Below are 25,178 nucleotides of genomic sequence, written 5' to 3'. Positions count from 1 at the left end.
TTTACCAGCGTGGAATATCAGTGGTGACATCAGCGTTTTGCGCGCGCTGACGCAGGAAATGATCCATCAGTACGATCGCCAGCATCGCTTCGGCGATCGGCACGGCGCGAATGCCCACGCACGGATCGTGACGACCTTTGGTGATCATCTCCACTTCTTCGCCAAAACGATTAATCGTACGCCCCGGAACGGTAATGCTCGAGGTGGGTTTCAGCGCGATATTGGCAATAATTTGCTGCCCGCTGCTGATGCCGCCAAGAATGCCGCCCGCGTGGTTGCTCTGAAAACCCTGCCGCGTGATTTCGTCGCGGTTTTCGCTGCCGCGCAGCTTCACGACTTCAAAGCCGTCGCCAATTTCCACGCCTTTCACCGCGTTGATGCTCATCAGCGCGTGCGCGATATCAGCATCCAGACGGTCAAACACCGGCTCGCCAAAACCGGCCGGAACGCCATCCGCCACCACGGTCACTTTCGCGCCGATGGAATCGCCCTCTTTTTTCAGAGCACGCATCAGTTCGTCCAGCGCCTCGATTTTGTCCGGATCCGGGCAGAAAAACGGGTTCTGTTCAACCTGCGTCCAGTCTTTGATCTCCAGTGGGATCTCGCCCATCTGCGTCAGGCAGCCGCGAATCACAATGCCAAATTTCTGCGCCAGATATTTCTTGGCGATCGCGCCAGCGGCCACGCGCATTGCGGTTTCACGCGCAGAAGAACGACCGCCGCCGCGATAGTCACGCAGGCCATATTTTTGTTCGTAGGTGTAATCCGCATGGCCCGGACGGAACAGATCTTTAATCGCACCGTAATCCTGAGAGCGCTGATCGGTGTTTTCAATCAGCAGGCCAATGCTGGTACCGGTGGTGACGCCTTCGAAGACGCCGGACAGAATCTTCACCTGATCCGGTTCGCGACGCTGGGTGGTATAGCGCGATGTTCCCGGGCGTCGTCTGTCGAGATCGTGTTGTAAATCGGCTTCGGTCAGCGGAATACCCGGAGGTACGCCGTCAACGATGCAACCCAGCGCCAGGCCATGCGATTCGCCAAACGTGGTTACGCGGAAAAGCTGTCCAATTGTGTTACCTGCCATCACGGCTCCGTTGTCGTTGTTGGTGTTGAGCGTCGTTTTGTCGTTTTAATCTTTATAGATGCTGAAGTGTTCGCGAGCGGCAATCAGCTGCGCTTTGGTGAGCATAAAGACGCCGTCCCCACCGTTATCAAACTCCAGCCAGGTGAACGGGACGTCCGGATATTGTTCCATCAGATGTACCATGCTGTTGCCGACTTCACAAATCAGGATGCCGTGGTCAGCAAGGTAATCCGGGGCGCAGGCCAGAATACGGCGCGTCAGTTTCAGGCCGTCGCTGCCTGATGCCAGGCCCAGCTCCGGCTCATGACGGTATTCCGACGGCAGATCGGACATATCTTCTTCATCAACGTACGGCGGGTTGGTGACAATCAGGTCGTACTGCACTTTCGGCAGCTCGCGGAACAGATCAGAACGGATCGGCGTGACGTGGTGAATCAGACCGTGCTCTTCAATATTGTGTTCGGTTACCGCCAGCGCATCCGCGGAGATATCGACCGCATCCACTTCGGCTTCCGGGAAGGCATACGCCGTCGCAATAGCGATACAGCCGCTGCCGGTACACATATCCAGAATATGCTGCGGCTGTTGATCAATCAGCCCGGCAAAGCGGTTGTTGATAAGCTCGCCAATCGGGGAACGCGGCACCAGCACGCGCTCATCGACATAAAATTCGTGGCCGCAGAACCACGCTTTGTTGGTCAGGTAAGCGACCGGAATACGCTCGTTAACGCGACGGATCACGCGCTCAACAATGCGGTGACGCTCGCTGGAAGTCAGGCGCGCGCTGCGCATATATTCCGGGATATCGAGCGGCAAATAGAGCGTCGGCAGCACCAGTTGCACCGCTTCGTCCCACGGATTATCCGTGCCGTGACCGTACCAGATATTCGCGGCGCTAAAGCGGCTGACCGCCCAACGCAGCATGTCCTGAATGGTATGCAGCTCATTCACTGCTTCATCGACAAAAATTTTATCCATAGTATCCCCCAGGCACATGCTCGCATTAAATTCGGCGGCTAGTTTGCCATGAAGACGGCGATAAATCAGCACCTCACGCGCCAGCCAGAGGGAAAAATGCATTTTGCTTCACCGGAGCCGCGGTGAGTCGGGTACACTGAGGAAAAGAAAAGATGAGACGCACTGATGAAAAAGAAACCATCGCTTAGCGAGGAGGAACAGGCGTTGTTCCGGCAACTGATGACCGGTACGCGCCAGCTTAAGCAGGATACCGTAGTACATCGCCCGGCGCGGAAAAAAATCAGCGAAGTGCCGGTGAAACGGTTATTACAGGAACAAGCCGACAACAGTCACTACTTTTCCGACGAGTTTCAGCCGCTGCTCAATACCGAAGGTCCGGTCAAATATGTGCGTGAAGATGTCAGCCATTTTGAGCTGAAAAAGATCCGCCGGGGCGACTACTCGCCGGAGTTGTTTCTCGATCTGCACGGTTTAACACAGCAACAGGCGAAGCAAGAACTGGGCGCGCTGATTGCCGCCTGTCGCCGTGAACATGTGTTCTGCGCCTGCGTGATGCACGGCCACGGTAAACACATTCTGAAGCAACAGACACCGCTCTGGCTGGCGCAGCACCCGCATGTGATGGCGTTTCACCAGGCGCCGAAAGAGTATGGCGGCGACGCAGCAATTCTGGTGCTGATTGAAGTGGAAGAGTGGCAGCCGCCGGAGCTGCCCTGATGCCAGAAACGTCAAGAGCCGCATAATGCGGCTCTTCGTTTTTTCAGTGTCCGGCGAATTCAGATGGCTTTACGCATCTTCAGGTTGCAGGGACTCATTTGCCAGTCAAAAACCCCTTTACCGTCTTCACCCAGCGTAACGCAGGCGATGGCGGAAGTGGTAAACATCGGCGGTGCTTCACCCGGGCAAAGCTCGGACACCAGGTACCCCACCAGCGGCAGGTGAGATATCACCAGCACAGAGGAGGTTCCTTCATTCGCCAGCGCCTGCAAATAGGCACTGACAAGGCCGATATCGCCGCAAGGCGTTAGTTCCGGCAGGACCTCCACGTTGTCAGGCAGGTTCATACACTCCCCTACCTTTTCCAGCGTCTGTTCAGCACGTAAAAAAGGGCTGATCAGAACACGTTCAATATCCACTTTTTGGCCTTTCAACCATGTTGCCATTTGACGGGATTCGTCACAGCCACAAGGGGTTAAGGGACGAACCGAGTCACTGGCTGCATCGAGGGCAGCGTCGCCGTGACGCATGATAAAAACTTGCATATTGCACCGCTTTTGTTAACCAGAATCATCGACACCTTCACTGCGAAATCATTTCGCGACGACGGAAAAATATCGATGGCCGGGCATTGTGCCTGATCCATTCCATGAATGAAACGCTGTTTTTTACCTCAATGGTGTAAGTATAGTCAATCACTGTTTACAAAATAACCGCGAACGCCATGAGGAATAACAGAATTAAATTTTTAGACCTTAATTCACATCTTCAGTTTCTTTTTGCGACCAAAAAATTACCCCCTGCTCCGCCATACGCAACAGCGCTTCACAAGGCGCAAAACGCGCGCCGTATTGCGCTTCCAGCCGCTGCAACCTCGCCACGATATCGACCGCTCCTGATGCCGCTATATAATGGAACGGCCCGCCTAAAAACGGCGGAAAACCGATGCCGAATACCGCGCCAATATCGCCATCTCGCGCGCTGCGAATCACTTGCTCATCCAGGCAACGCACCGCCTCATTCAGCATCAGCAGCACACAGCGTTCCGCCATCTGCTCTGCCGATAATCGCCCGCCGCCGGAGACGCCAATCAGGGGATAAATCGCCGGATCGGGCTGTTTTTTGCTTTTACGCCCTTTCGCAGGGTAAAGATAGAAACCACGACCATTTTTTCGCCCTTTGCGATCGTCGTTCAGAATTGCGCTAACAATACTTGCAGGCGCGCCAAACCGTTCACCATAAGCCTTTTCCAGCACCGGGATAATTTTTGTACCGGTATCGATGCCCACTTCATCCAGTAACTGGATTGGCCCAACCGGGAAGCCAAATTTCACCAGCGCGCGATCAATATCGTCGATGCGCTCGCCTTCACTCAGCAGTCGGATGGCTTCATTAATATAGGGAGCAAGAATGCGGTTCACGTAAAACCCGGCTTTATCCGCCACCACAATCGGCGTTTTGCCTTGCTTTTTCGCCAGTTTCACCGTGGTAGCGATGGTCTGCTCATCCGTTCCGGCGTGTGGGATCACCTCCACTAATGGCATTTTTTCCACCGGGCTGAAAAAATGTAATCCGATGACCTTTTCTGGTCGCGCGGCCTGGGCTGCAATATCGCCGATTGGTAAAGAAGAGGTATTGGAGGCAAAAATAGTATGAGCAGAACAATGCGCTTCTACTTCAGCGACCATTTTCTGTTTCAAAGCCAGATCTTCAAACACCGCCTCAATGACCAAGTCACGCTGAGCAAAGCCGCTAAAATCCAGGGTGCCGGATATTTTCGCCAACTGCTTATCGCGCTCGCCCGCTTTCAGGTAGCGACGACGCACTTTTTTATCCAGCTCTTCCCAACTGTATTTCAGCGCGTGGTTGATCCCTTTCGCATTAATATCTTTTATGCGAACCGGCAACCCTGCTTTGCTTGCCGTGACGAAAGCGATCCCGCCGCCCATTAATCCGCCGCCCAGCACACCGATCGTGTTCAACGGGCCAGCCTGCACCTCGCTGCCTGGATCTTTTTTAACGCTGGTACTGGCGAAGAACAGGTGGCGTAACGCCTGCGATTGCGGCGTCATCGCCAGTTGGCCAAATGCGCGCGCCTCCGCGTCGTAACCGCTACTGCGCCCCTGCGTCAGCCCGGTTTCAATGACCGATAAAATGCGCATAGCCGCAGGATAATTCCCCTGGGTTTTTTGTTCGGTTTTCTTACTCACCATACGGAACAGCAACGCGCGGCCTAACGGCCCGGCCAGAACCCGTTCACGAACCGGCAAATGACGGCTGGTCGGCCGCCCCTGTTTGGCCAGATCAACAGCGGCCTCAAGGAGAATTGACTGCGGTACGACCTCATCCACCAGCCCGACTTTTAATGCCTGGCGCGGACGAAGCTGCTTTCCGGTGAGGATCATTTCCAGCGCCGTACTGACGCCAATCAGACGCGGCAATCGCTGTGTCCCGCCGGAACCGGGCAGCAGCCCTAACTGAACCTCCGGCAATCCCAGCACTGTTTTCCCGTCGTCGGTACAAATCCGGCGATGGCACGCCAGCGCCAGTTCCAGCCCGCCGCCCAGGCAAGCGCCATGAATGGCGGCTACCACCGGAATCGACAGCGCATGGATCTCTGCCATCACTTGCTGCCCCTGACGAGCCAGATCCTCGGCCTCTTTTGCCGTCTGGCAACGGGCGATCATATTGATATCCGCGCCAGCGATGAAATTGTCAGCCTTGGCCGAGATAAACACCACGCCACGCAGCGCCTTGTTGTCGCGGATCTGTTTCAGCATGGCGCGAACTTCACCTGCAAACTCCGCTTTCAGGGTGTTCATTTTTTCATTCGGTACATCAATGGTAACGACCGCGATATTGTCGGGACGCACATTAAGCGTAAATGCGGACATCATTGTCATTATTCAGTCTCCAGAACCATTGCCGCGCCCAGACCGCCCGCAGCACAGGCCGTGACCAGACCAAAGCCTCCGCCCCGGCGGCGCAGTTCGTGTAACGTTTGGGTGATCATGCGCGCGCCGGTGGCGGCAAACGGATGACCGTAAGCGATGGACCCACCCAGCACGTTAAACTTGCTGTCATCCACCTCGCCGGTCGCCTGCGAGCGCCCGAGTACCTCCCGGGCAAAACGCTCGCTGGCCATCAGTTTCAGGTTGGTTAAGGTCTGCGCGGCAAAGGCTTCGTGCATATCAAGAAGCGTCAAATCAGCCATCGTCAGCCCGGCCCTTTCCAGCGCCAGCGGCGTTGCCCAGGCCGGGCCAAGCAGCATGTCCTGTTGCACATCAATGGCGGTGAAAGCGTAGCTGCGCAAATAACCCAGCGGTGATAATCCCAACTCCCGGGCGCGGGATTCGGTCATTAAAATGACAGCCGCCGCCCCGTCGGTTAGCGGCGTACTGTTCGCCGCCGTCACCGTGCCATGTTGGCGATCGAAGGCGGGACGCAGCTTCGCGTAATCGGCCAGGCTGGAGTTATGACGAACGTTATTATCCTGTTCAACCGGATCGCGAAACGGCGGCGCATACGCGGTCATCACTTCATCACGCAGTTTGCCTTCAGCCCAGGCCTGCGCGGCTAACTGGTGTGAGCGGTGGGCCAGCGCATCCTGCTGTTCACGGCTGATACCGTATGTTTTCGCCATCTGCTCAGCCGTATCGCCCATTCTCAGCCCGGTGGAATACTCCGCGACGGCGGGAGGAACCGGCAACAGGTCGCGCAAGCGCAAGCGGGAGAAGAGTTTCAGTTTTTGCCCCACAGTGCGGGCTTTGTTGGCATCCACCAGCGCGCGCGCCAGCCTTTTACTGACACCAATCGGTAAAACAGAGGAGGAATCCGCCCCGCCAGCAATACCGGCGCGAATAGTGCCCGCCAGCAAACTTTCGGCGACGTTAGCCACGGCCTGGAAACTGGTTGCGCAGGCACGGCTGACACTGTAAGCATCGGTATGGACGCTCATGCCGGTGCCGAGCACAATTTCGCGTGCGATATTAGGCGCTTCCGGCATCTGCACAACCTGGCCAAATACCAGTTGTTCAATCACTTCCGGGGGAATTTCGCTGCGTGCCAGCATCTCTCCCACTACCATTTTGCCGAGATCGATCGCCGGAATGCCGTGAAAAGCGGTGGCCTGGCGGGCAAACGGAGTACGTAACCCACTGACAATGGCAATGCGGTCGCCCTGGCGGGTGACAAGCGGTAATGCCTTCATAACACTCCCCTGTTAACAGCGTATGCTTAAAGTGGTCTGACCTGATAACAGTCTTAACCAATTTTTTACATATAGCCAATGGGAGCGAGAGAAAAATGCGAGCTAAGGCACAGAGATACTTAGCAAAACGCCTCCGTGAAAGGAGGCGTTGGCGGGAAGATTAACGCAGACCAAGCTGGAAAATCAGGGTTTCCGCTTCGCAGGCGAAAACAAAATCGATATCAAGACGCACGCCGTCCGCCACTTCGGTGAAGGTGGAGGTGATTTGGCAAGGCTCGGATTCCACGCTGCGGGCTTTTGCACTCAACGCAGCCAGCGTTTCGTCGGCATCAGCACGGTTGGTGAATACGCGACTGTAAGAGGCGGTGCAGTCGGAGTTGTCCATAATGGTGCCAACATCCATACAGCAGCAAACCGGGGTTTCATCAGCACTGCATTTGCTCATTGTTGATTCCTCTGAATTAGCACCCTGGGTGCCAGATAAACGATGGACATATTTTACGCCGCCGCTCGTGGCGTCTCCAGTTGATAATCTTCCGAAAGTGGATAAGTGACCGAAATCACACTTAAAAATGATCTAAAACAAAAATCACCCAATTGACTGATTACCAACCCCGGCGATTTTGCCACGCAGATCCCGTTTCGAAGATCACAATTGAAAAAACTTATATACAAACTTGCAACATTCCCTCTGGTCGGACCTATACTTCCGCCACTGGTCTGATTTCTCTGCTGTAACACAGACCCTACACTTCGCGCTCCTGTTACAACACGTAACATAGTTTGAATAAAAATAAATCGATCGAATGAGGTTATGGTCATGAGCCAGAAAACCCGTTTTACCAAGTCTGCTCTGGCAGTCGCAGTGGCAATTGTCTCTACCCAGGCCTGGTCCGCAGGCTTTCAACTCAATGAATTTTCGGCTTCTGGTCTTGGCCGCGCCTATTCCGGCGAAGGTGCAATTGCGGATGATGCAGGTAACGTCAGCCGCAACCCTGCATTGATTACCATGTTTGACCGCCCGACGTTCTCCGGCGGCGCGGTGTTTGTTGATCCGGATGTTGATGTCTCCGGTCGTTCCGCGATTGGTAATGATGCAAGCCAGAAAAACATTGCGCCGACAGCGTGGGTACCAAACCTGCACTTTGTCGCGCCGATTAACGATCAGTTCGGCTGGGGGGCTTCGCTGACCTCCAACTTCGGGCTGGCAACAGAGTTTAATAATGACTACGCAGCGGGATCGATGGGCGGTAAAACCGATCTCGAAACACTGAACCTGAACCTTAGCGGCGCGTATCGTCTGGATACCCACTGGAGCTTCGGTCTGGGTTTTGATGCTGTGTATGCGCGTGCGAAGGTTGAACGTTACGCCGGCGATCTGCCACAGATCATCGGCACCAGCCTGCCGGGCATGGTGCAATCCGGCCAGCTTAGCGCCCAGCAGGCTGCCGCTATTGGCGCACAGGCGGGCGGTATCAGCCGTGATACGCAAATCGCGCATCTGAAAGGCGATGAATGGGGCTTTGGCTGGAACGCCGGTATCCTTTACGAGCTGGATAAAAACAACCGTTACTCCTTAACTTACCGCTCAGAAGTGAAAGTCGACTTCGACGGCGATTATAAGAGCAACCTGCCGACAACGCTTAACCCGATTAACACAGCACTGGGTCTTGGCTTGCCATACGGTACAGGCGGCTCGACCACCAATGGTTCGCTGTCGCTCCATCTGCCAGAGATGTGGGAAGTTTCGGGTTATAACCGCGTCGATCCGCAGTGGGCCATTCACTACAGCCTGACCTATACCAGCTGGAGCCAGTTCCAGGAGCTGAAAGCGACCGGTGATAATGGTCAAACGCTGTTCTATAAAGATGAAGGCTTTAAAGATGCTTATCGCATCGCGCTGGGTACCACTTATTATATGGACGATAACTGGACCTTCCGCGCCGGTATCGCCTTTGATGACAGCCCGGTTCCGGCTAACAAACGCACGATCTCCATCCCTGACCAGGACCGTCTGTGGCTGAGCACGGGTGCGACCTATGCCTTTAATAAGGACGCTTCCGTCGATGTTGGCTTCTCTTATATGCATGGTCAGAAAGTGAAGTTCACCGAAGGCCCGTATACGTTCCAGTCTGAAGGCCGCGCGTTCCTCTACGGCGCTAACTTCAACTACGCCTTCTGATAACGCATAGATAAGAAAAAAGGTGAGCCTGGCTCACCTTTTTTATTGGCTGCGACCGGATTTATTCCGAATCGATATCTTTCAAATCGCCCTGAATCGCCTGCGCGTTCGGGTTTTCCTGCGGCTTCAGTTTGCCGCCGTTGGCGATAAAATCGTGACGCTGGAAATAGGCTTCCCGCACGAGGATATAAGGATCGGAAGACTGGCGCAGCAAGCCGTCGGAATCGAGCAGTTGCGCGCGGGATTCGACACCTTCAAGGGTCCATTTACCGACAGAAAGCGGCCATGTCAGCCACGAGAGCACCGGATAGAGCGTATCCGCCATATCGCCGCCATCTTCACGCAGGGTGAAACTGCCGTAGAACGGCAGCTGCATATACGGGCCGTAACCAACGCCATAGTGTCCCAGCGTACTGCCGAAACGGTGCGGATCTTCACGCTGCAATTTGCTGTTCGACATACCGGCGACATCCATAAAGCCGCCCATCCCCAGCAGGGTATTCAGGAAGAAACGCGTAAAATGCACCATGCCCTGATAGGGATCGCCCTGCAGGAAGTAGTTCACCATCTGCGCAGGCTCTTCAAGGTTGCTGGTGAAGTTGCTCAGACCATTGCGCGCAGGTTGTGGCACATAATCACGCCATGCTACCGCCACAGGGCGAACAACGTACGGATCCAGCACGTTGAAGTTGAAGTTGTACATAGTCCGGTTGAACCCTTCCAGCGGGTCCGAACGTCCCTGCGTCTGCTGAGAACTGGCGCAGCCGACCAGTACAGTGGTTGCCAACGCAAGCGCCGACAGGCGGTATTTCATAGGTGTCTCCCTGAAGAAAATGACCCGTGCTGAAGGCCATCCATAATAACGCGAACGCGACGCCGGGTTTGCGTCGAAGTTATGCAACGCATTGTATCAGCGCATATTATGATGTCCACGCAGTGAACGAGACTCAAACCAGCATAGCCGACATTATCTATACGGCTCATTAACAATTCTATACAAACTTTGCTTGAACCGTATCGCCATTGTTGCTTTTCCCGGCACTTTAAGACGATGCCGCCGTGGAAAGCAGCGTAAAACCGCTACGCTTTAGACATCAATGCAGCAGAAGCGAGGTAAGTATGGAGAAAATCGATAAACACAGTGATGAAATCGAGGTCAAGAGCGACGAAAAAAAGCGCGGCGAAAAAATCGAACTTGATGAGGATCGCCTCCCCTCGCGGGCCATGGCTATTCATGAACATATTCGCCAGGACGGTGAAAAAGAGCTGGAACGAGATGCAATGGCGCTGTTCTGGTCGGCCATCGCCGCCGGGCTGTCGATGGGGTCATCATTGCTGGCAAAAGGGATTTTTCATGTGCAACTGGAGGGCGTTCCGGGCGGTTTTCTGCTGGAGAATCTGGGTTATACCTTCGGTTTCATTATTGTCATCATGGCCCGCCAGCAACTCTTTACTGAAAACACCGTAACTGCCGTGTTGCCGGTGATGCAAAACCCGGGCTGGGGAAATTTTGCCCTGATGGCGCGGTTATGGGGCGTGGTACTGCTGGGAAATCTGCTCGGTACCGCTATTGCCGCCTGGGCGTTTGAATATATGCCGGTCTTTGACGAAGAGACCCGCGATGCCTTTGTCAAAATCGGCATGGATGTGATGAAAAATACGCCGCTGGAGATGTTTTCTAATGCCATTCTTTCCGGCTGGATCATCGCGACAATGGTGTGGATGTTTCCGTCTGCGGGCTCCGCGAAAATTGTGGTGATCGTGTTGATGACGTGGCTGATTGCGCTGGCAGATACCACGCATATTGTGGTCGGCGCGGTAGAGATTTTTTATCTGGTATTTAACGGCACCGTGCACTGGAGCGAATTTATTTGGCCGTTTGCCCTGCCAACGCTCGCCGGGAATATCTGCGGCGGTACCTTTATTTTCGCCCTGCTCAGCCATGCGCAAATCCGTAACGACATGATCAACAAACGCAAGGCTGAAGCAAAAGCCCGGGCAGAAGCAGAGATAAACTCCGATGAAGGCGCAGAAAAAAAAGCGTAAACGGTGACTGTTTAACCACTTGGCGGCAAACACGCTTAACGCAGCAGGTAAATGACGTTATACTCCTGCCGCCTTGTCCCCTTAGTTAAATGGATATAACGAGCCCCTCCTAAGGGCTAATTGCAGGTTCGATTCCTGCAGGGGACGCCATATATCCATCTCCTGACGTCTACAATAAACGCCCTTATATTCAGCAATAAAACTTCAACTTTGGCTATGCGATATCAGCCAATATCTGCCCGCTTCGCTGTAAATCAATGAGTGTTTGAGGCATGAGGGAGGCTTATTTTTTTCAATGAAAAGTGAAGCCCCCAAAATGCCGCTGAAAGCGCACCTGATCCAGCCACCACCCTGACGAAAACCAGCAGATCACAGCCGGATAAGATGCGCTTTTTTAGCCCGGCAGATTAATCGGCCGGGAATACTTAACGCGTCAGGCGGGATAGCCAATCTGTTCCGGCTGGCGCTGCATAATGATTTCACCATGACGAATTGACGTCAGCACTTTGGCCTGGCGGCATACCGCATCATAGTCATTTTCCGCATCAAGGATCAGGAGGTTAGCCGGGCGTCCTTCGACAATGCCGTAATTGTCACCCAGGCACAGCGCCCGGGCGCTGTTATCGGTAATCAGATCGAGGCAGCGCTGCAAATCTTTATACCCCAGCATATGGCAGATATGCAGACCGGCGTCGAGGATGCGCATAATATTGCCGTTGCCCAGCGGATACCACGGGTCCTGGATGGAATCCTGAGCAAAACAGACATTGATCCCGGCGCGATCCAGCTCCGCCACCCGCGTAACGCCGCGCCGTTTCGGCCAGGTGTCGAAGCGCCCCTGCAAATGAATACTCTCGGTCGGACAGGAGATAAAGTTAATGCCCGACACTTTTAGCAGCCGGAACAGCTTCGAACAGTAAGCGTTATCGTAGGATCCCATAGCGCAGGTATGGCTGGCGGTAACCTGCGCGCCCATGCCGCGTACCCGGGCTTCTTCCGCCAGCACCTCCAGGAAGCGCGACTGCGGATCGTCGATTTCATCGCAGTGCACGTCAACCAGGCAACCGTGGCGCTGGGCCAGATCCATAAGAAAAACCAGTGAACTGACGCCCTTGTCACGGGTGTTTTCGTAGTGCGGAATGCCGCCCACCACGTCGGCCCCCATCTCAATGGCGCGGGTCATCAACTCTCGTCCGCCGGGGAAGGATTCGATGCCCTCTTGTGGGAAGGCAACGATCTGCAGGTCGATAAGATGGGCCGCCTCTTTTTTCACCATCAGCATGGCTTCAAGCGCCGTCAGGGAGGGATCGGTCACATCAATATGGGTGCGTACGTGCTGCACACCATTATCACGCAGCATACCGATGGTTTTCAGCGCGCGTTGACGTGTATCTTCAATCGTTACGCTCTCTTTTCGCTGGCTCCAGCGGGAGATCCCCTCAAACAGGGTCCCGCTCATATTCCACTCCGGCTCGCCCGCCGTCAGGGTGGCATCGAGATGAATATGTGGCTCGACGAACGGCGGGATAACCAGCTTTTGTTGCGCGTCGATATCGCAGGCCTCAGCCACCTGCGCGGAGGTCTGCACAGTGATGCTTTTAATCACACCGTCCTGTAATTCAAGGGTATAGAGCGCTTCTTTATGGCGCAGGCGCGCGTTGATAATTTTCATGGATGTTCCCGTAAATGGTTTTGCGACATACGCCAGATCGTTAAAGCGACCGAGGCGTTGAGATGGAATTGCGGATGGCTGATCGTATAGCTGGTCAGCTTTTCAATTCGTTGAATACGTTGATGTAATGTGTTGCGGTGAATGCCAAGCCGCTCGGCGGCTCTGACCACGTTACCGTTCTCCTGGAGCAGCGTTTCCAGCGTCTCCATTAACAGCCATGGGCTTTTACGATCGCGCTCTATCAGGCAGCCGAGGGTGTCATGCATAAAATCGCTCAGCAGCGCAGGGTCGCCGATGGCAGAGAGTAGTTTGATAAAGCCCAGTTGTTGATAGTCGCTAATGCGCTGGGCCGGGCGCAGATTATCGCTGAGGTCCAGCGCCTGACGCGCCTGCGACAGCGCGCGCTGATAATCCTGTAATTGCTGCACCCTTGCGGAAAGGCCACACAGTAGCGACAGCCCATCGTCGCCTTCCGCCAGCGCGAGCAGCCACTGCTGTAACCACTTTTTCTGCTGATAAAACTCACCTTCCTCATCCGGAAGCAGGAAGATAAACATATTGCTGCGTTCTACCAGCGGAAAGGGGTTGCCCTGCTGATTAAGTTGCTGCTGCAACCGCTGGCGTACGATACGGCGAGCCTGCTGTAACCAGGCTTCGGCCTGCTCGGGTGGAAACTGGCGAAACAGGTTCTGTATTCCCTCAAGGCGCAGCGCCGCCACCCGCAGCGGGCGGGTAAAATCCAGCCGCTGGTGGATCGCGCGTTGCTGCAGAATTTGCAGATCGGGATAATCCCCGGTTAATAGCTGCATCAGAATATCGCGTTGCGACTGCAGGGCGTTTTCACTGCGCACCAGCGCGGTGCCAATGCGTTCGGTAACCATCACCATCTTCAGCAGATAGGGCTGTTCGATCAGTGGAATACCCAGTTCATCGGCGAGGGTGATCAAGCGCGGCGGGATTGACTGGATATAGTCGCCACCGGTCAGGATCACCATTCCGGCGATCCCGCGCTGCTTGCCTTCCATCAGCAACTGGATCAGGTTGTCTTCATCGCGGGGATGGTTGATCCCGGTGATAAACACCAGCTCCCCGCCCATGATCCATTCGGCGATATTTTCATTTTCTGCGACGTAGTACCAGCGAACCGCCAGTTGCAGCCCCTGCTTGCCAGCACGTAGGCGCATGGCGGAGAGCTCGTCGAGAGCGAGGATTTCTCTGACCGTCAGGCCCATGGTTACTGCTCCGCGACCGAATCAGCGGCAGGCTGACGTTTACTCAGGCGAGTCAGGGCAATGTAGATCAGCGCGGAAACGGTAATGCCCACCAGTGGCGCGATCCATGGCGACAGATAAGCCACCACGGCTCCCACGGCGTAGGCGCAAAGCCCCGACCAGTTAAAGCGTGGCAGACGGGCGGCTTGCAACAGCTGATAGCGGCCGCCGCGATAAAACCAGTAATCGGCGAGGATAACGCCGCCAATGGGCGGAATGATGCTGCCCAGCAAGACCAGGAAAGGGATCAGCATTTCATACATACCGCCAATGGCCAGCAGAATGCCAACGCCAGCGGCGACAACAGTCAGGGTGCGACGGCGCTCACTGCGCAGCAGATGGCAGGCGGCAGCCGAGACGTTATAAATCGTCGGCCCCTGAATCGTCAGCAGATTGAGACACAGCATCACTACCGCAGCGACAGACAGCCCCTGCAAAATCAGCACTTCCACGATATCGGCCTGCTGGTAGACGATAGCGCACCAGGCTCCGGCAACAATCATCAGCCCATTACCGATGAGGAAGCTACCCATGCTGGCGATGATGGCGGTGCGGCTGGAGTTGGCCAGACGCGTCCAGTTTGTCGCCTGGGTCGCACCGCTGGCGAAAGTGCCGAACACCATGGTGATAGCCGCCGACCAGGCCATGGTTTCGCTTCCGCCCGGCTCAATTTTGGTCATCGCCTGCCAGCCGCCAGCGTGATGGGCAGCAATATACATAGAAATCACCAGCAGAATGAACATCAGCGGCACCGACACGCGCGACAGCGCATCCAACCCCTTGTAGCCGACCAGCGCGGTCACGCAGAACAAGATACCGAACAGGATCATCAGCGGAATGGTCATGGCTTCGGGTATGGCGAGGATTTTGACCAGTGAAATGGCGACGGTCGCCGTCCCCCAGGCGTACCATCCCAGTTCAGCGAAACCGAGAATAAAATCGGCGAGCTTGCTGCCTATTTCACCGAAGCAGAAACGCCCCATCAGTACGGTATTCAGGCCGCTACGGGCAGCAATCCAGCCGAGCGACGCGGCATAGAGAGCCAGCAGAAAGTTACCGATAACGGCAATCCACAGCAGGTTAACGATGGAAAAAGAGACGCCGAGCTTACCGCCCGCGAACATCGTGCCGGTAAAGAAAGTAAAACTGAACAGAACCATGGAAATCGAAAATATACCCTTGCGCCCCGATGCAGGCGCTTCGACGAGCGGAAAATCATTGTTGTTTGACATAATTGAACCTCTGAGTGGCTATCTGAATGGCTATGCAAAAAAGAGCAAGAGATATGCCAAAAATATCTGGGCAGAGGCCACACAATGAAGTGGGCACATTGCACATAATCATTCGTAAATCAGCAGGTAATTGTCAGGATATTGTGCATGGTGCAAACTTTCGCACCATGACGGGGCAGCGGCGGATACACATCGATATGTGTACATACACAATAGAAGGGATATATGAGGCCCCCCCGGAAAACGCAAAATATCCCCAGCCGGGGCTACTCTTCAGGCCGGGAACGTTGGGTCAGAAGGGGAAATTGCTTTCATGCTTACCGTAAAAGGGGAAGGCCTCATTGGCGATCCCCGCACTTGTTAGCTTTGACAGAAGCGGAGCCGGTTGCCAAACGGATCATGAACTTCCATGACCTCTCCCCAATCTTGCTTAACAATTTCCGGGCGACCGTATCCATAATGTTTGCCGTGTAGTTCATTTCTGAGCAACGCAATATTCTTCACAGGAATAAAAATTGTTGCGCCCGGGCTGGCGTCACCGTGATGTTCAGAAAGATGTAATTGCAAACCCTCACGGGTAATACCCATATACAGGGGCAAGTTGGGTTCGAACCGGTGTTCAAACTCAACGCTGAAAGACAGAAATTCAAGGTAGAACTCCTGCGCTTTTCGGACATCAAAAATTCGCAGTATGGGGATCGGTTTACTGAAATGAATTTGAGATTGGGAAATCTGCGGGGGCAGCGTTGCTGCAGCGGTGTTCCAGTCTCTGAAGCCTAACTGGTGGGAAACGGTTTCGAGTGCGGTGGAGTAAGAAATCTTGTGATCGCGCAACGCTAAAGAGGCTTTTAATTTTGCAGCCATTTGTTTGGCTTGCTCGATAGAAAACATATTATCTCCTGTCGTCAGGACATGATGGCGCTCGCATTACCCTATCCCGACCATCAAGAGTTGTTAAATTAATGAGGTTGAGAATAAACATGCTTTCACCTTTTCCCTCCAGGAAGCGAGCGGCGGGCAGCACGAGCCCCGAATGAGAATACCCAGGCCCGGGAAATTCCACAATGTTTCAGGCTTGAATGACCAGTAAGGTTGCATGTTTTGCGCAATAAGCCGCACAGAGGAGATTAACCATAAAACACGATACCAGATCGCTGCGCTGACGCTGGCAAGGCATATCCGGTTTATGTTGAAAAACCCAATCGACAAAAACGTTTCCAGGCGCTGATATCCGTCGCCGGGAGCGATAGTGCATGTTGGAACAGAAGTGATGAAACTGCGTCAGGGGGAGCCTGAAACTATGCACCGATTACAGCTGGGTTTACCGTAGTTTGAGTCGTAACCGGATAGCAGCAATAATTGCCCACTCTCTGGCAGCAGATCAGATTGTGGAAACCCGCCGCCACCAGAAATTGACGGCTGCAGTCAGTGCAACTCACGCTGCGCAAGCTGCATTGCAAGCGTTTCGATACGCTCGGCCATTTGCCGGGTCAGCTCGGTCAGATGGGTATTTTGTTTCAGTAATTCCAGCAGTTGTGCCGACTGCTCCTCGGCCAGCATCTGGCGTTTCGCCATGGCGTCATCCAGATCTTCGCGGTGTTGCGCATCCGCCAGCGCATGCGCCTGATCGCGCTCCGCCTGTCGGGTTTGCGCTAACAGGATCAGCGGGGCTGCATAAGCAGCCTGAATACTGAACGCCAGGTTAAGCAAAATAAAGGGATAGGGGTCAAATTTCACGACGCCCGCAACGTTCAGTGTAATCCACACGATCACTGCGATAGTCTGCCCAATAAGGAATGTCGGCGTACCGAAAAAACGTGCGAAGGCCTCTGCTTTCAACGCAAACCACTCTTCGCCGAAAGTATGCGTAATATCCTTCAAGGGGCGATATAAACGAAACTCTTTATCTTTGTGCATATCAAAAACTTCCTGCTGCGGAGCATTGTCGGCATCGACGAAAACTGAAGCACCAGTGGAAGCTGATGCCCAACCGTACGAAAATATACGTTAAATAAGTTATACATTAGCTCTCGCGACTGCATAAATCCCATCGCCCCACGTAACTACGTCCTTATTATTCCATCACCAACAGCAGGATTCGGGGTTATCGGAGAAGTTTTCGGAACAAAGTCACCAGGGATTGCCCATTATCCGCAAGCGGCATAAAAAATTTTTTATCGGTGGCTTCTACAACCTGCACGGCTTGTCCTGCCAGCTCCCGACCCGTTGTTGTTACCCTAATCACTTTGGAACGCGTGTCTTTTTGATGCGGAATACGCTCCAGATAGCCTGCTTTTTCAAGGACACGAACGACCTGAGAAATCGTCATCGTATCGCTCCCGGTTAGCTGTGATAACCGAACTTGTGTCAGCGCCTCCTTTTCCTCAAACCAACTGGCTACAGCCAGAACGACAAACTGTGTATGTGTCAGGCCTAAGTGTTGCAGGGCATTTCGTTGTTCGCGTTGCCAGCTATTTGACACTCGCCACAGTAAATAGCCGGGGCTATCGTCCGGCCCTGCGAAAGCGCTGGGAAGAGGCTTATGTTCAGAGGTCATTTACATTGAACCCGTTTCAGCAAGGTATTTTGCCAGCCCCGCCATCACCTCAGGGAAGTCCGAGCTTATTCCTTCGCCGAAAGCCTGAGCCTGCGGACCTTGCGTGCTGATAGCATAAATCAGCATGCAGTGACCGGTAGCTAATGCTTCGATACGATGTTCAACTTTGACCAGCGTTTCATCCACCCTGGTCTCATCAATGAAATACTTTTCTTCAGAAACATCGATAAGTCGGCTACGAATAATATCACCGTCAGGTAACTCCATCGTGAACCATGTTCCCGTATGAAATGGCCCCTCGATAGTGATTGACTTTACGCCAGGGTTCCATCGTTTCCAGTTATCTGTGTCGATAAATGCCTGCCATATTGCTTTCGGCTTGCTGTTTACAGTGAGCGTAAAGGACTTACTCCAGACGTTATCTTTGTTCATAACATTTCCCATTGGATGCTGTAAGTAAACATATAATAAGTGCACTTATGATAGTGCGATGCCAATTTTTTATACAACTCCGATGAGTCTATATTTCACTGTGTGGCATGATTGTTTGGCGCTCGCGCGGGTGACATATCTATCCGGCCTCCACATCAGAATAGAGGCAGCCAAAATACCTTCCTATAAAACACCAGCAAGGCTATCGAAGGAGCAGAGAAAGAAGAAGTCCTCTGGCTATCGATACCCCTCTGTCCCCTGCACCCTGGACGCCTGTTTTAGACTTCCGCGCCTGCTCAGCGTTACGTTTTTTATCACCAGAGTTCCCTTCCCTGTAAATGATGTTCACTCTTCCGACGCAGTCTGCTTTATTTCTGCATAACGGGTAATCAACTGCTTCAGACGTATCTCCAGTTGGGTCTTATCGGCCAAAGACAAAGCCTGACCAGCCGGGGTCAGCGACAGTGCCCGCAATTGTTCTTCGGCCGGTATGGTTTGATTAAAGGATTGCATGGCAGAAAATACAGCTGACTTCAGTTCGCTGACCGTCATGTATCTTCCCTTCTGCTCGTCCAGCCGGTTCAGTCGCTCGCTAAGTTGTTTTAGCTTTGTCATTCCCTGATGCCAGCCGTCCAGATTTTCTTTTGGCAGCGCGCTGGCATTAAGCTGTTGATGCCATTGTAAAACCAGGGGTTTAGTCTGCTCCGGCCACAGCGCCTGAGCCTGCTCAATTAACTGCCGACTGTAGGCAATGTTCCAGTCAGGGGGAAGTTTATCCAGACGGGTCAGTTGCTGCTGTGTTTGCGTTATGAAGGCTTGATCAGGGGCCTGCTGTCTCAGCAAATCCCGCTGTACAGGGGTGAGAATGACAGGCAACGGTGCCAGAGATGCTGCAAGCTGAGCCTGTAGCGGATCCGGTCGTTGCAAAACGTGCCAGCCCCATAGCATTGCAGCGCCGATCGCCAGCATGGTACACATCCCCGCAGTGAAAAATTTCCATTTTTTAGTGGGTGCCAATCTTACTGACAGAACGTCCACATTCGGTTGATGCTCCGTTTGGGGAACATATACCCACCTCGTCGTGTTTTCCTGTGGAAGAGGCAGCGCAGAAGGCGTTTTTGCCGTTATTTTCGCCTCATCCATGATCCCTGCGGGCAACAGGATGCCGCGCTGAACGACAGCGTCGGAACCCGATGCGCCGTCGCTGTTTTCCAGCCTGACAGCATTATTGTGCATCAGCGTCCGTAAGGTATCGAACTGGCTCAGGTGCTTAAGCTCCAGGCGCTCAAGGATCGCTCCAAGGCTGGTAAGTTGCTGTTCTGCTGTGTAAAGCTGGCTCAGGTCACTGTAGTTAAGTGGCAGAGTACGCATCACTTGCTGTAGGCGCAGGCTCAGGTTACTGAGGATCTCCATCCGCGCATGGACCGGCTGTGGCCAGAGCGCTCCCCACTGGTGGCTTATAAGAGCCTCCAGTATTGCCAGACCTTCATTAAGCCCGGACACTCCTGCCTGTTGGGTTCGTGCAAGCGTATACCAGGCCGCAGTTTGCAGTTCCACACCGTTCTGCTCAAACAGTGAGAGGCAGAGTTTTTCTACATGTTGCCAACTGACATCCGGGCGGGCCGGATGAGTCAATTTGCTCAGCTCATCGCGCAGGGCGGCATAATCCGCCAACGTACGTGGATCACCGCCAGTTTTAATTTTACGGTAGGAAATGTCATTCATGACCAGTTGTCCATTCAATTAATATGCAGCACAGGAGGGTTATTATTTATGCGGCTTAGCTTTCTACTTTGCCGATGCATATCCTGGATTTTTTGTTCCAGTTTAAAGTGCTCTCTTTGCAGATATTCCCTGGGTGCACTTTCAGCAGTAAGCAGGGTCTCTTTCAGTAATTGCTGATATTAGCGAGATTTTACTGAGAGGATATTCTCTGGCTTTACATACGGGTTGTCGTGTCGAGATATTGCTGTTGCTTAAGATGCCGCAACAGAACCCGTCCTTCGGGCATAAACTCCGTGCCATAGCGCACCAGGCCAATACCTTTAAGTTCAGCATCAATGGCATAGCGCAGCTCACCGGGGATTTTCTGTTCCAACAGGACAACGGCGATTTTGTTCAGGCGTGGCTCATATTTGAGCAGTACGGCTGATAAGGTACCCATCAGTTCATGGGCTGTCCCCGGCATGCCCTGGAGGATTTTGCTCATATCCGGCAGGCCATAGTCAGGCAGGTGCGCCAGCGTACCTGCGCGACAGTTGAGGATCCGTTGCATGTTATCGAGTACGGACAAAATGACCTGGTTTTGCTCGTTTACCTGATGGAGGCCGAGGCCACCGGTAAAGTTACCGTAAAGAATTTCACAGAGGGAGGGAGTATTATGTAGCATCTTTTTCTATTGTTTAATAATCGTGATTAATAAATACAATTGCAAAAAATTAGCTCCACCATAAAGACAAACTTTATGGGCTAATATGGTTGTACCTGAATCGATAGTGACTTAAATTACTATAACGAACAGCCTGGCGTGCTTACTAATTCTATGGAATCTACCCCCTCATTTGTCGGAAAGAATAATTCATTCCGATTACGCTTAGAAAAATTAAATCCACCATAAACTACAGATTGGCTGGCACCGAACCATAATGAAGGTTTAAATACAACATTCGCGCATTTATCATAAACCACAAAGAAATAGTCTTCATTATTCATGTATTTGTATAATGAGTAAATATTGTATACCCCTATTTTATACACTGCCACTTTAAATGAATTACCGGGACTTACATTTTCAAACAACTTATTATACTCACCATAAAAAACAGTAGTAGGAAAAATCAAGTAAATAACGACGAACACCAATACAATAATTCTGGTTTGAAGTTTATTTTTCATTAACTTCATAAATAAATTACCATATCTGACTCCAGGGGTTTGATCCAATGCACGTCAGATAGAATGATATAATCCCCACCGGAACCATGCTTTTCTCGCCAAAATCTGAAATCGTCATTGAACACAGGAACAAAACCAGAGTAACTCCGAGCAAGCCGACCAAATACCCCTTGAGTATACGAAGATATGTATATCGCAGACTCTGTCTTATCTAAGATACGGTCTTTACTCCAGATGCCTAACGGTTCCGGTTTTATCCCCTCATCAACGAAATCATATGTATCCTTTAGATAAAAGCCTAATGCATCAACAATGAATACGTCTCTCTCTTCTATTTTTTTCGTATCCCCGCGAACACAAACCTTTAAGGTGCTGTTTCCCATTGCTCCATACCATGCATTAATGGTATCGAGCTTGCTCCCTATCGACTTAAAATTAACCTGGGCGGTAGAATCCAGGTTAATGATATTATTGGAATAACCAATGGATATACTCTTTTTAGAATAGTCGCCAATGTCTAATAGACGCTCAATTAGTAGTTTTTTGCCATTTGGGCTGCACCATGTTTTTTTAAGTGCATCCATCCCATTTTTAACCTGTTCAAATTGTAGGGCCCATAACATTTTAACTATATCAACATTTATCTGAGATGGAGGTAGGTTATTAAGATCCCCATTAACAGCTTGATCCTTGCTGGCAATATCGAAGGCAAAAGCTGGTTTTATACTAAACCAGTGCCGCATTAACTTTGCAGCAACATGCCAATTCATTTTATCCATCGCATCAGGGATCATATCTATATGGAAAAATTCCACACTGACTTTCTTTTCTTGCTGTTCCTGTTCTTTAGTTGTAGTCGTTGATGAAACTGCCATTACCTTGTCCCTGCTCTTAGCTGATATATATAATCCAGTGAAACGTTTTCTTCTGTATCTGAATTCACCGTATGTGTCAGGGCAGTGTCCGTTCTTCCCTGAACCGCACCTGTTGGAGTTTGCATTTGGTAGGCGAACTCCATATCTTCGGCACCTGTCAGTGCATCAGAAACGCGGAAGCACGCAGCATATGGGCCATAAGATAATGCAGGCAAGACAGCTGGCATTTCTGGTAGATTTGCTTCCTGAGCAGCACTTCCTGTTGTGGTCGTCCGCTTGGTCTTACGCGTGTACGTCGTATCCGTGCCGTATTCGATTTTCCCGCCTTCGATTTTCAGATAGCTGCCGCCGCCGATTAGCGTCACTTTCTTCTTGCCCGCAAACAACATGTCGCTTGCGGATATCAGGCTCAGTTTTTGTTCTGCAGATAAGTGCATCGCGCCGTTCTGCGCCTGGATTTGCACCGGACCTTCGCTGGCGTTTAGGGTCAGAGAACCCGTACGTGCGAACAGGCCTATCTTTTCACCGGCAAGAATTGCCGTGTTGCCTGATGCTCCACTGCTAAAATCCCCACCCGCATTCATCGTCACGCTCTTGCTGGCGGTCATTTGCATATGTTCGCCGCTGGCGAAGGCCACTCCTTGCGGACCATGGAAGTGAATCATTTCGTTCAGGGGTTTCAGCCGCTGCTCGAACATTGCTTTCTGACTTTCGATATCAGCTTCCAGCGCCTGCGCCTGTTCTGCGGCGGCGGCGAGGGCTTTGATTTGCCGCTGGCAGACTTCGATTTCATTCAGCGCCGTTTCCATATCTAACACATCACCTGCGGCTTTCTGCTGACCATCGGCGGTAATGAACAACCCTTTGGCCACGCGGATGACGCCATATTCATCGGTACGCAATTCGAAGCCCGAGCCCCGCAGCTTATTTTGCTCATCAACAATATGGCCCTGATTCAACTGCGTGCCGCCGAATGGTGTGACGAGCGCAATATGCTCCTGCCTGCGCTGGTCTTCCATCCGTAGTTCGTTACCGGCTGCAGTTCGCAGAATGTTCTGGCTACGGTTGTCGCGAGTGACGATATCCTGATGTTCTGAATCATGAAATGCGTGGGCGATATACGGGCGGTCAATATCGCCGTCGTCATACGCAATACCAACTTCCGTACCGTCAGTCAGCGGCATATGCCAACCGTATGTGTCACCGGAATACGGCTTCGCCTGGCGAATCCACAGAGAGTTGTAGCCCGGTTCTGCATCTTCGCGGCTGAAGTCCATCTTCACCCGGTAACGGCCCTGATTGTCCAGCCAGGCATAGATATCACTTTTATCCCGGCTTTCAATACGGGCCGGGAGCGTGCCATTTATTTTCGGACGCGGCTCTTCCGTTGGACGGAAGGAGAATTGTTCGCTGTACGGTATGCCCCAAACTGACACATGCAGGCGGCTGTCGCGCGCGGCCCGGTATGTGGTGAGTGTAATCAGCATGCCCTCTTTCAGATCGTTAAGGTTGCTGCCGTCCGCTTCCAGCACCATGCCCGGCGTCAGATATGCGGCGTTGCTGAATAGGTGCAGTCTGGCCACCTTATTCAATTCACGCTCGTGGTGAATACGGGCATAAAACGCCCCACTTTCGGTTTCCGGCTCAGACGTGCCGTCATCACCGGCGACCAGAAAAGGAGCGGCGTAGCGGTAATGTTCTCCCGTGGTGGTGGCATTGTTTCTGACGGTGACAGCAGAATCCATCGGGGTGGTCGCAGTGCGATAGTTGTAGTCCCGAGTGCGGACCAGCCCGGTCACCGTGTTGTGCCAGACTCGCAGCCCCCATACAGATTCGGCTACACCGTCATACAACGCAGACGGTTCTTCGTATGGCAGATACTCACCAAACTGGTAGAACTGCTGACTGTCGGCAAAGGTCACTACATCCAGCCCGGTGACATCATTCACCCCGGTACGGAACCAGATGCCGACGTCTGAAAGAATTCGCCGGATAAACTGCAGGTCACTTTCACGCCACTGGGTGATGCGTTCGCGCTGCGGGTAGCCCTTCTCCAGACAAAACTCAAAATCCACACCTTCCAGACCATGCCTGCGCAGCACCTGTTCCACCAGTTCCGGCACAGAAAGGCTCTGGTACACTGCACAGCGCCGGGTATGCGAGAGCAGCGCCAGCCGGGATGAGAGCGTCACGCTGTAGTGCGTCTGGTCACCGGTCGAGCCCAGCCATTCAAACGCCGTAATCACGCCATGAACCTCCCGTCCACTGAGCATGCGCAGCGTGGCGTATTTCAGCAGTACATCTTCTGCCGCCACATCGCTTTGCCGCGTGGTGAACTCAATGCACCACTTCGATGGCTGGCTCAGCGCCTCACGCCCATGAAAATTCAGCACGTCCGGTTTTACCCGACTGTCGTTTATTTCAAGTGTGAAGTGAGTCTGGCCGTCAAACAGGGCCAACCTGTTATCCATCACCATTGCCGTTACTCCTTGACAGGAAGCAGCATCAGGAAACCATTACCGAGTTCGATGGTACGCGGTTTGTCCGGGTCGAGGTCATCGCGGCTCAGCACCAGCCGCCAGGTGTTGTTTTTCATATCCGGACGGTTGAACAATCCGATAACCGCGACATATTGCGCTTCTTCATCCATCGGCATATTGAGCATCACGCTGCCTTTGGGCATCACCAGCAGGGATTTGCTCGCCACAATATCCTCTTTCAGTACCGTATCGGCTTCACGCAGCAGTTCCAGGTAGTCTGCGGCATCTACCTTCTGACGGTCCTTCAGTTGATAGACGCGAACCATGGTCGCCAGCGGCGTCTGCGCTTCATCAGCATTGACCGCCGAGCGCGGTTCAAAATCGAGGCGCAGCACTTTTATTTTTTTGTAGAAAATCGATTTGGTCATGCTGACCGCGCCATCGGAGACGGACTGGCTCAGGCCGCAACCAGAGAGCAGGACGCAGAGGGCGAACAGAACAATCTGTCGCAGGGAAACGGATGTCATGCAGAGATTCCTTTCAG

22 protein-coding genes and 1 tRNA gene are annotated in these 25,178 nt (G+C 52.9%); 4 read left to right on the top strand and 19 right to left on the bottom strand.

Annotated features, from left to right (window positions below):
* Position 1: 1 nt before the first annotated feature.
* Entirely contained in the window at positions 2 to 1,087 is a 1,086-nt protein-coding gene (gene aroC / locus AWR26_RS07930) for a chorismate synthase (protein WP_064564812.1), read from the bottom strand.
* 45 nt (positions 1,088 to 1,132) lie between these two features.
* Positions 1,133 to 2,065, bottom strand: coding sequence for a 50S ribosomal protein L3 N(5)-glutamine methyltransferase (prmB, locus tag AWR26_RS07925; RefSeq protein WP_064568976.1), 933 nt, complete (start codon positions 2,063 to 2,065; stop codon positions 1,133 to 1,135).
* A gap of 165 nt (positions 2,066 to 2,230) precedes the next feature.
* Here prmB and smrB point away from each other — a divergent pair, with 165 nt between their 5' ends.
* Entirely contained in the window at positions 2,231 to 2,782 is a 552-nt protein-coding gene (smrB, locus tag AWR26_RS07920) for an endonuclease SmrB (protein WP_043952862.1), read from the top strand.
* Positions 2,783 to 2,841: 59 nt separating this feature from the next.
* On the opposite strand, the gene sixA is transcribed toward smrB, so the two are convergent.
* The 4 genes from sixA to AWR26_RS07900 all read right to left on the bottom strand — a co-directional run bounded on the left by sixA (position 2,842) and on the right by AWR26_RS07900 (position 7,437).
* Positions 2,842 to 3,327, bottom strand: a complete 486-nt coding sequence (gene sixA / locus AWR26_RS07915; RefSeq protein ID WP_064564811.1) for a phosphohistidine phosphatase SixA — start codon at positions 3,325 to 3,327, stop codon at positions 2,842 to 2,844.
* Positions 3,328 to 3,537: 210 nt separating this feature from the next.
* Positions 3,538 to 5,685, bottom strand: a complete 2,148-nt coding sequence (fadJ, locus tag AWR26_RS07910) for a fatty acid oxidation complex subunit alpha FadJ (protein ID WP_064564809.1) — start codon at positions 5,683 to 5,685, stop codon at positions 3,538 to 3,540.
* A complete protein-coding gene (fadI, locus tag AWR26_RS07905; protein WP_064564807.1) occupies positions 5,685 to 6,992 on the bottom strand; it encodes an acetyl-CoA C-acyltransferase FadI in 1,308 nt (435 codons plus the stop codon). Before fadI ends, fadJ begins: the two co-directional genes overlap by 1 nt.
* Positions 6,993 to 7,152: 160 nt before the next feature.
* The gene (locus AWR26_RS07900; protein ID WP_064564805.1) at positions 7,153 to 7,437 is read right to left on the bottom strand and encodes a YfcZ/YiiS family protein; all 285 of its coding nucleotides are present in this window, start codon (positions 7,435 to 7,437) and stop codon (positions 7,153 to 7,155) included.
* 375 nt (positions 7,438 to 7,812) lie between these two features.
* On the opposite strand from AWR26_RS07900, the gene fadL reads away from it, so the two are divergent.
* Positions 7,813 to 9,174: a long-chain fatty acid transporter FadL gene (gene fadL / locus AWR26_RS07895; protein ID WP_064564803.1), complete on the top strand. Its 1,362-nt coding sequence runs from the start codon at positions 7,813 to 7,815 to the stop codon at positions 9,172 to 9,174.
* A 61-nt stretch (positions 9,175 to 9,235) separates the two neighbouring features.
* On the opposite strand, the gene mlaA is transcribed toward fadL, so the two are convergent.
* Positions 9,236 to 9,988, bottom strand: coding sequence for a phospholipid-binding lipoprotein MlaA (gene mlaA / locus AWR26_RS07890; protein WP_043952856.1), 753 nt, complete (start codon positions 9,986 to 9,988; stop codon positions 9,236 to 9,238).
* Between the two features lie 305 nt (positions 9,989 to 10,293).
* On the opposite strand from mlaA, the gene AWR26_RS07885 reads away from it, so the two are divergent.
* Positions 10,294 to 11,220 carry a formate/nitrite transporter family protein gene (locus tag AWR26_RS07885; RefSeq protein WP_064564801.1) on the top strand — a complete coding sequence of 309 codons (927 nt, stop codon included), beginning with the start codon at positions 10,294 to 10,296 and terminating at the stop codon, positions 11,218 to 11,220.
* 75 nt (positions 11,221 to 11,295) lie between these two features.
* Positions 11,296 to 11,370, top strand: a tRNA-Arg gene (locus tag AWR26_RS07880).
* A 283-nt stretch (positions 11,371 to 11,653) separates the two neighbouring features.
* On the opposite strand, the gene codA is transcribed toward AWR26_RS07880, so the two are convergent.
* The 12 genes from codA to tssJ all read right to left on the bottom strand — a co-directional run bounded on the left by codA (position 11,654) and on the right by tssJ (position 25,161).
* Entirely contained in the window at positions 11,654 to 12,892 is a 1,239-nt protein-coding gene (gene codA / locus AWR26_RS07875) for a cytosine deaminase (RefSeq protein ID WP_064564799.1), read from the bottom strand.
* The gene (locus AWR26_RS07870; protein WP_064564798.1) at positions 12,889 to 14,124 is read right to left on the bottom strand and encodes a PucR family transcriptional regulator; all 1,236 of its coding nucleotides are present in this window, start codon (positions 14,122 to 14,124) and stop codon (positions 12,889 to 12,891) included. The genes codA and AWR26_RS07870 overlap by 4 nt, the downstream gene beginning before the upstream one ends.
* A 2-nt stretch (positions 14,125 to 14,126) precedes the next feature.
* Positions 14,127 to 15,395, bottom strand: coding sequence for a cytosine permease (gene codB, locus AWR26_RS07865; RefSeq protein ID WP_064564796.1), 1,269 nt, complete (start codon positions 15,393 to 15,395; stop codon positions 14,127 to 14,129).
* A 360-nt stretch (positions 15,396 to 15,755) separates the two neighbouring features.
* On the bottom strand, positions 15,756 to 16,286 hold the full coding sequence (locus AWR26_RS07860; RefSeq protein ID WP_064564794.1) for a glyoxalase superfamily protein: 531 nt from the start codon (positions 16,284 to 16,286) through the stop codon (positions 15,756 to 15,758).
* Positions 16,287 to 16,820: 534 nt separating this feature from the next.
* On the bottom strand, positions 16,821 to 17,312 hold the full coding sequence (locus AWR26_RS07855; protein WP_064564792.1) for a DUF1003 domain-containing protein: 492 nt from the start codon (positions 17,310 to 17,312) through the stop codon (positions 16,821 to 16,823).
* A 187-nt stretch (positions 17,313 to 17,499) separates the two neighbouring features.
* Positions 17,500 to 17,952, bottom strand: a complete 453-nt coding sequence (locus AWR26_RS07850; RefSeq protein WP_064564790.1) for a MarR family winged helix-turn-helix transcriptional regulator — start codon at positions 17,950 to 17,952, stop codon at positions 17,500 to 17,502.
* The gene (locus tag AWR26_RS07845; protein ID WP_064564788.1) at positions 17,953 to 18,384 is read right to left on the bottom strand and encodes an SRPBCC family protein; all 432 of its coding nucleotides are present in this window, start codon (positions 18,382 to 18,384) and stop codon (positions 17,953 to 17,955) included.
* Between the two features lie 345 nt (positions 18,385 to 18,729).
* Positions 18,730 to 20,109, bottom strand: coding sequence for a VasL domain-containing protein (locus AWR26_RS07840; protein ID WP_064564786.1), 1,380 nt, complete (start codon positions 20,107 to 20,109; stop codon positions 18,730 to 18,732).
* 214 nt (positions 20,110 to 20,323) lie between these two features.
* Positions 20,324 to 20,773 (bottom strand): type VI secretion system baseplate subunit TssE, encoded by a 450-nt coding sequence (tssE, locus tag AWR26_RS07835; protein ID WP_064564784.1) that lies wholly within the window; start codon positions 20,771 to 20,773, stop codon positions 20,324 to 20,326.
* 511 nt (positions 20,774 to 21,284) lie between these two features.
* Positions 21,285 to 22,154, bottom strand: coding sequence for a DUF6402 family protein (locus AWR26_RS07830; protein ID WP_064564780.1), 870 nt, complete (start codon positions 22,152 to 22,154; stop codon positions 21,285 to 21,287).
* Positions 22,154 to 24,625, bottom strand: coding sequence for a type VI secretion system Vgr family protein (locus tag AWR26_RS07825; protein ID WP_082934140.1), 2,472 nt, complete (start codon positions 24,623 to 24,625; stop codon positions 22,154 to 22,156). The genes AWR26_RS07830 and AWR26_RS07825 overlap by 1 nt, the downstream gene beginning before the upstream one ends.
* Positions 24,626 to 24,636: 11 nt before the next feature.
* Positions 24,637 to 25,161 carry a type VI secretion system lipoprotein TssJ gene (tssJ, locus tag AWR26_RS07820; RefSeq protein ID WP_064564778.1) on the bottom strand — a complete coding sequence of 175 codons (525 nt, stop codon included), beginning with the start codon at positions 25,159 to 25,161 and terminating at the stop codon, positions 24,637 to 24,639.
* Positions 25,162 to 25,178 lie beyond the last annotated feature (17 nt).

The sequence above is a fragment of the Kosakonia oryzae genome (assembly GCF_001658025.2).
Lineage (GTDB): Bacteria > Pseudomonadota > Gammaproteobacteria > Enterobacterales > Enterobacteriaceae > Kosakonia > Kosakonia oryzae.
This window is presented reverse-complemented; position numbering and strand designations above follow the sequence as displayed.

Excerpts from the sequence above, each read along its gene's own strand:
- tssJ (WP_064564778.1), bottom strand. The coding sequence starts at position 25,161 with ATGACATCCGTTTCCCTGCGACAGATTGTTCTGTTCGCCCTCTGCGTC.
- AWR26_RS07845 (WP_064564788.1), bottom strand. The coding sequence starts at position 18,384 with ATGAACAAAGATAACGTCTGGAGTAAGTCCTTTACGCTCACTGTAAAC.
- AWR26_RS07870 (WP_064564798.1), bottom strand. The coding sequence starts at position 14,124 with ATGGGCCTGACGGTCAGAGAAATCCTCGCTCTCGACGAGCTCTCCGCC.
- AWR26_RS07900 (WP_064564805.1), bottom strand. The coding sequence starts at position 7,437 with ATGAGCAAATGCAGTGCTGATGAAACCCCGGTTTGCTGCTGTATGGAT.
- smrB (WP_043952862.1), top strand. The coding sequence starts at position 2,231 with ATGAAAAAGAAACCATCGCTTAGCGAGGAGGAACAGGCGTTGTTCCGG.
- AWR26_RS07850 (WP_064564790.1), bottom strand. The coding sequence starts at position 17,952 with ATGACCTCTGAACATAAGCCTCTTCCCAGCGCTTTCGCAGGGCCGGAC.
- fadL (WP_064564803.1), top strand. The coding sequence starts at position 7,813 with ATGAGCCAGAAAACCCGTTTTACCAAGTCTGCTCTGGCAGTCGCAGTG.
- AWR26_RS07840 (WP_064564786.1), bottom strand. The coding sequence starts at position 20,109 with ATGAATGACATTTCCTACCGTAAAATTAAAACTGGCGGTGATCCACGT.
- AWR26_RS07885 (WP_064564801.1), top strand. The coding sequence starts at position 10,294 with ATGGAGAAAATCGATAAACACAGTGATGAAATCGAGGTCAAGAGCGAC.
- AWR26_RS07830 (WP_064564780.1), bottom strand. The coding sequence starts at position 22,154 with ATGGCAGTTTCATCAACGACTACAACTAAAGAACAGGAACAGCAAGAA.
- AWR26_RS07825 (WP_082934140.1), bottom strand. The coding sequence starts at position 24,625 with ATGGATAACAGGTTGGCCCTGTTTGACGGCCAGACTCACTTCACACTT.
- aroC (WP_064564812.1), bottom strand. The coding sequence starts at position 1,087 with ATGGCAGGTAACACAATTGGACAGCTTTTCCGCGTAACCACGTTTGGC.
- AWR26_RS07855 (WP_064564792.1), bottom strand. The coding sequence starts at position 17,312 with ATGCACAAAGATAAAGAGTTTCGTTTATATCGCCCCTTGAAGGATATT.
- tssE (WP_064564784.1), bottom strand. The coding sequence starts at position 20,773 with ATGCTACATAATACTCCCTCCCTCTGTGAAATTCTTTACGGTAACTTT.
- mlaA (WP_043952856.1), bottom strand. The coding sequence starts at position 9,988 with ATGAAATACCGCCTGTCGGCGCTTGCGTTGGCAACCACTGTACTGGTC.
- prmB (WP_064568976.1), bottom strand. The coding sequence starts at position 2,065 with ATGGATAAAATTTTTGTCGATGAAGCAGTGAATGAGCTGCATACCATT.
- sixA (WP_064564811.1), bottom strand. The coding sequence starts at position 3,327 with ATGCAAGTTTTTATCATGCGTCACGGCGACGCTGCCCTCGATGCAGCC.
- codA (WP_064564799.1), bottom strand. The coding sequence starts at position 12,892 with ATGAAAATTATCAACGCGCGCCTGCGCCATAAAGAAGCGCTCTATACC.
- fadJ (WP_064564809.1), bottom strand. The coding sequence starts at position 5,685 with ATGACAATGATGTCCGCATTTACGCTTAATGTGCGTCCCGACAATATC.
- fadI (WP_064564807.1), bottom strand. The coding sequence starts at position 6,992 with ATGAAGGCATTACCGCTTGTCACCCGCCAGGGCGACCGCATTGCCATT.
- codB (WP_064564796.1), bottom strand. The coding sequence starts at position 15,395 with ATGTCAAACAACAATGATTTTCCGCTCGTCGAAGCGCCTGCATCGGGG.
- AWR26_RS07860 (WP_064564794.1), bottom strand. The coding sequence starts at position 16,286 with ATGTTTTCTATCGAGCAAGCCAAACAAATGGCTGCAAAATTAAAAGCC.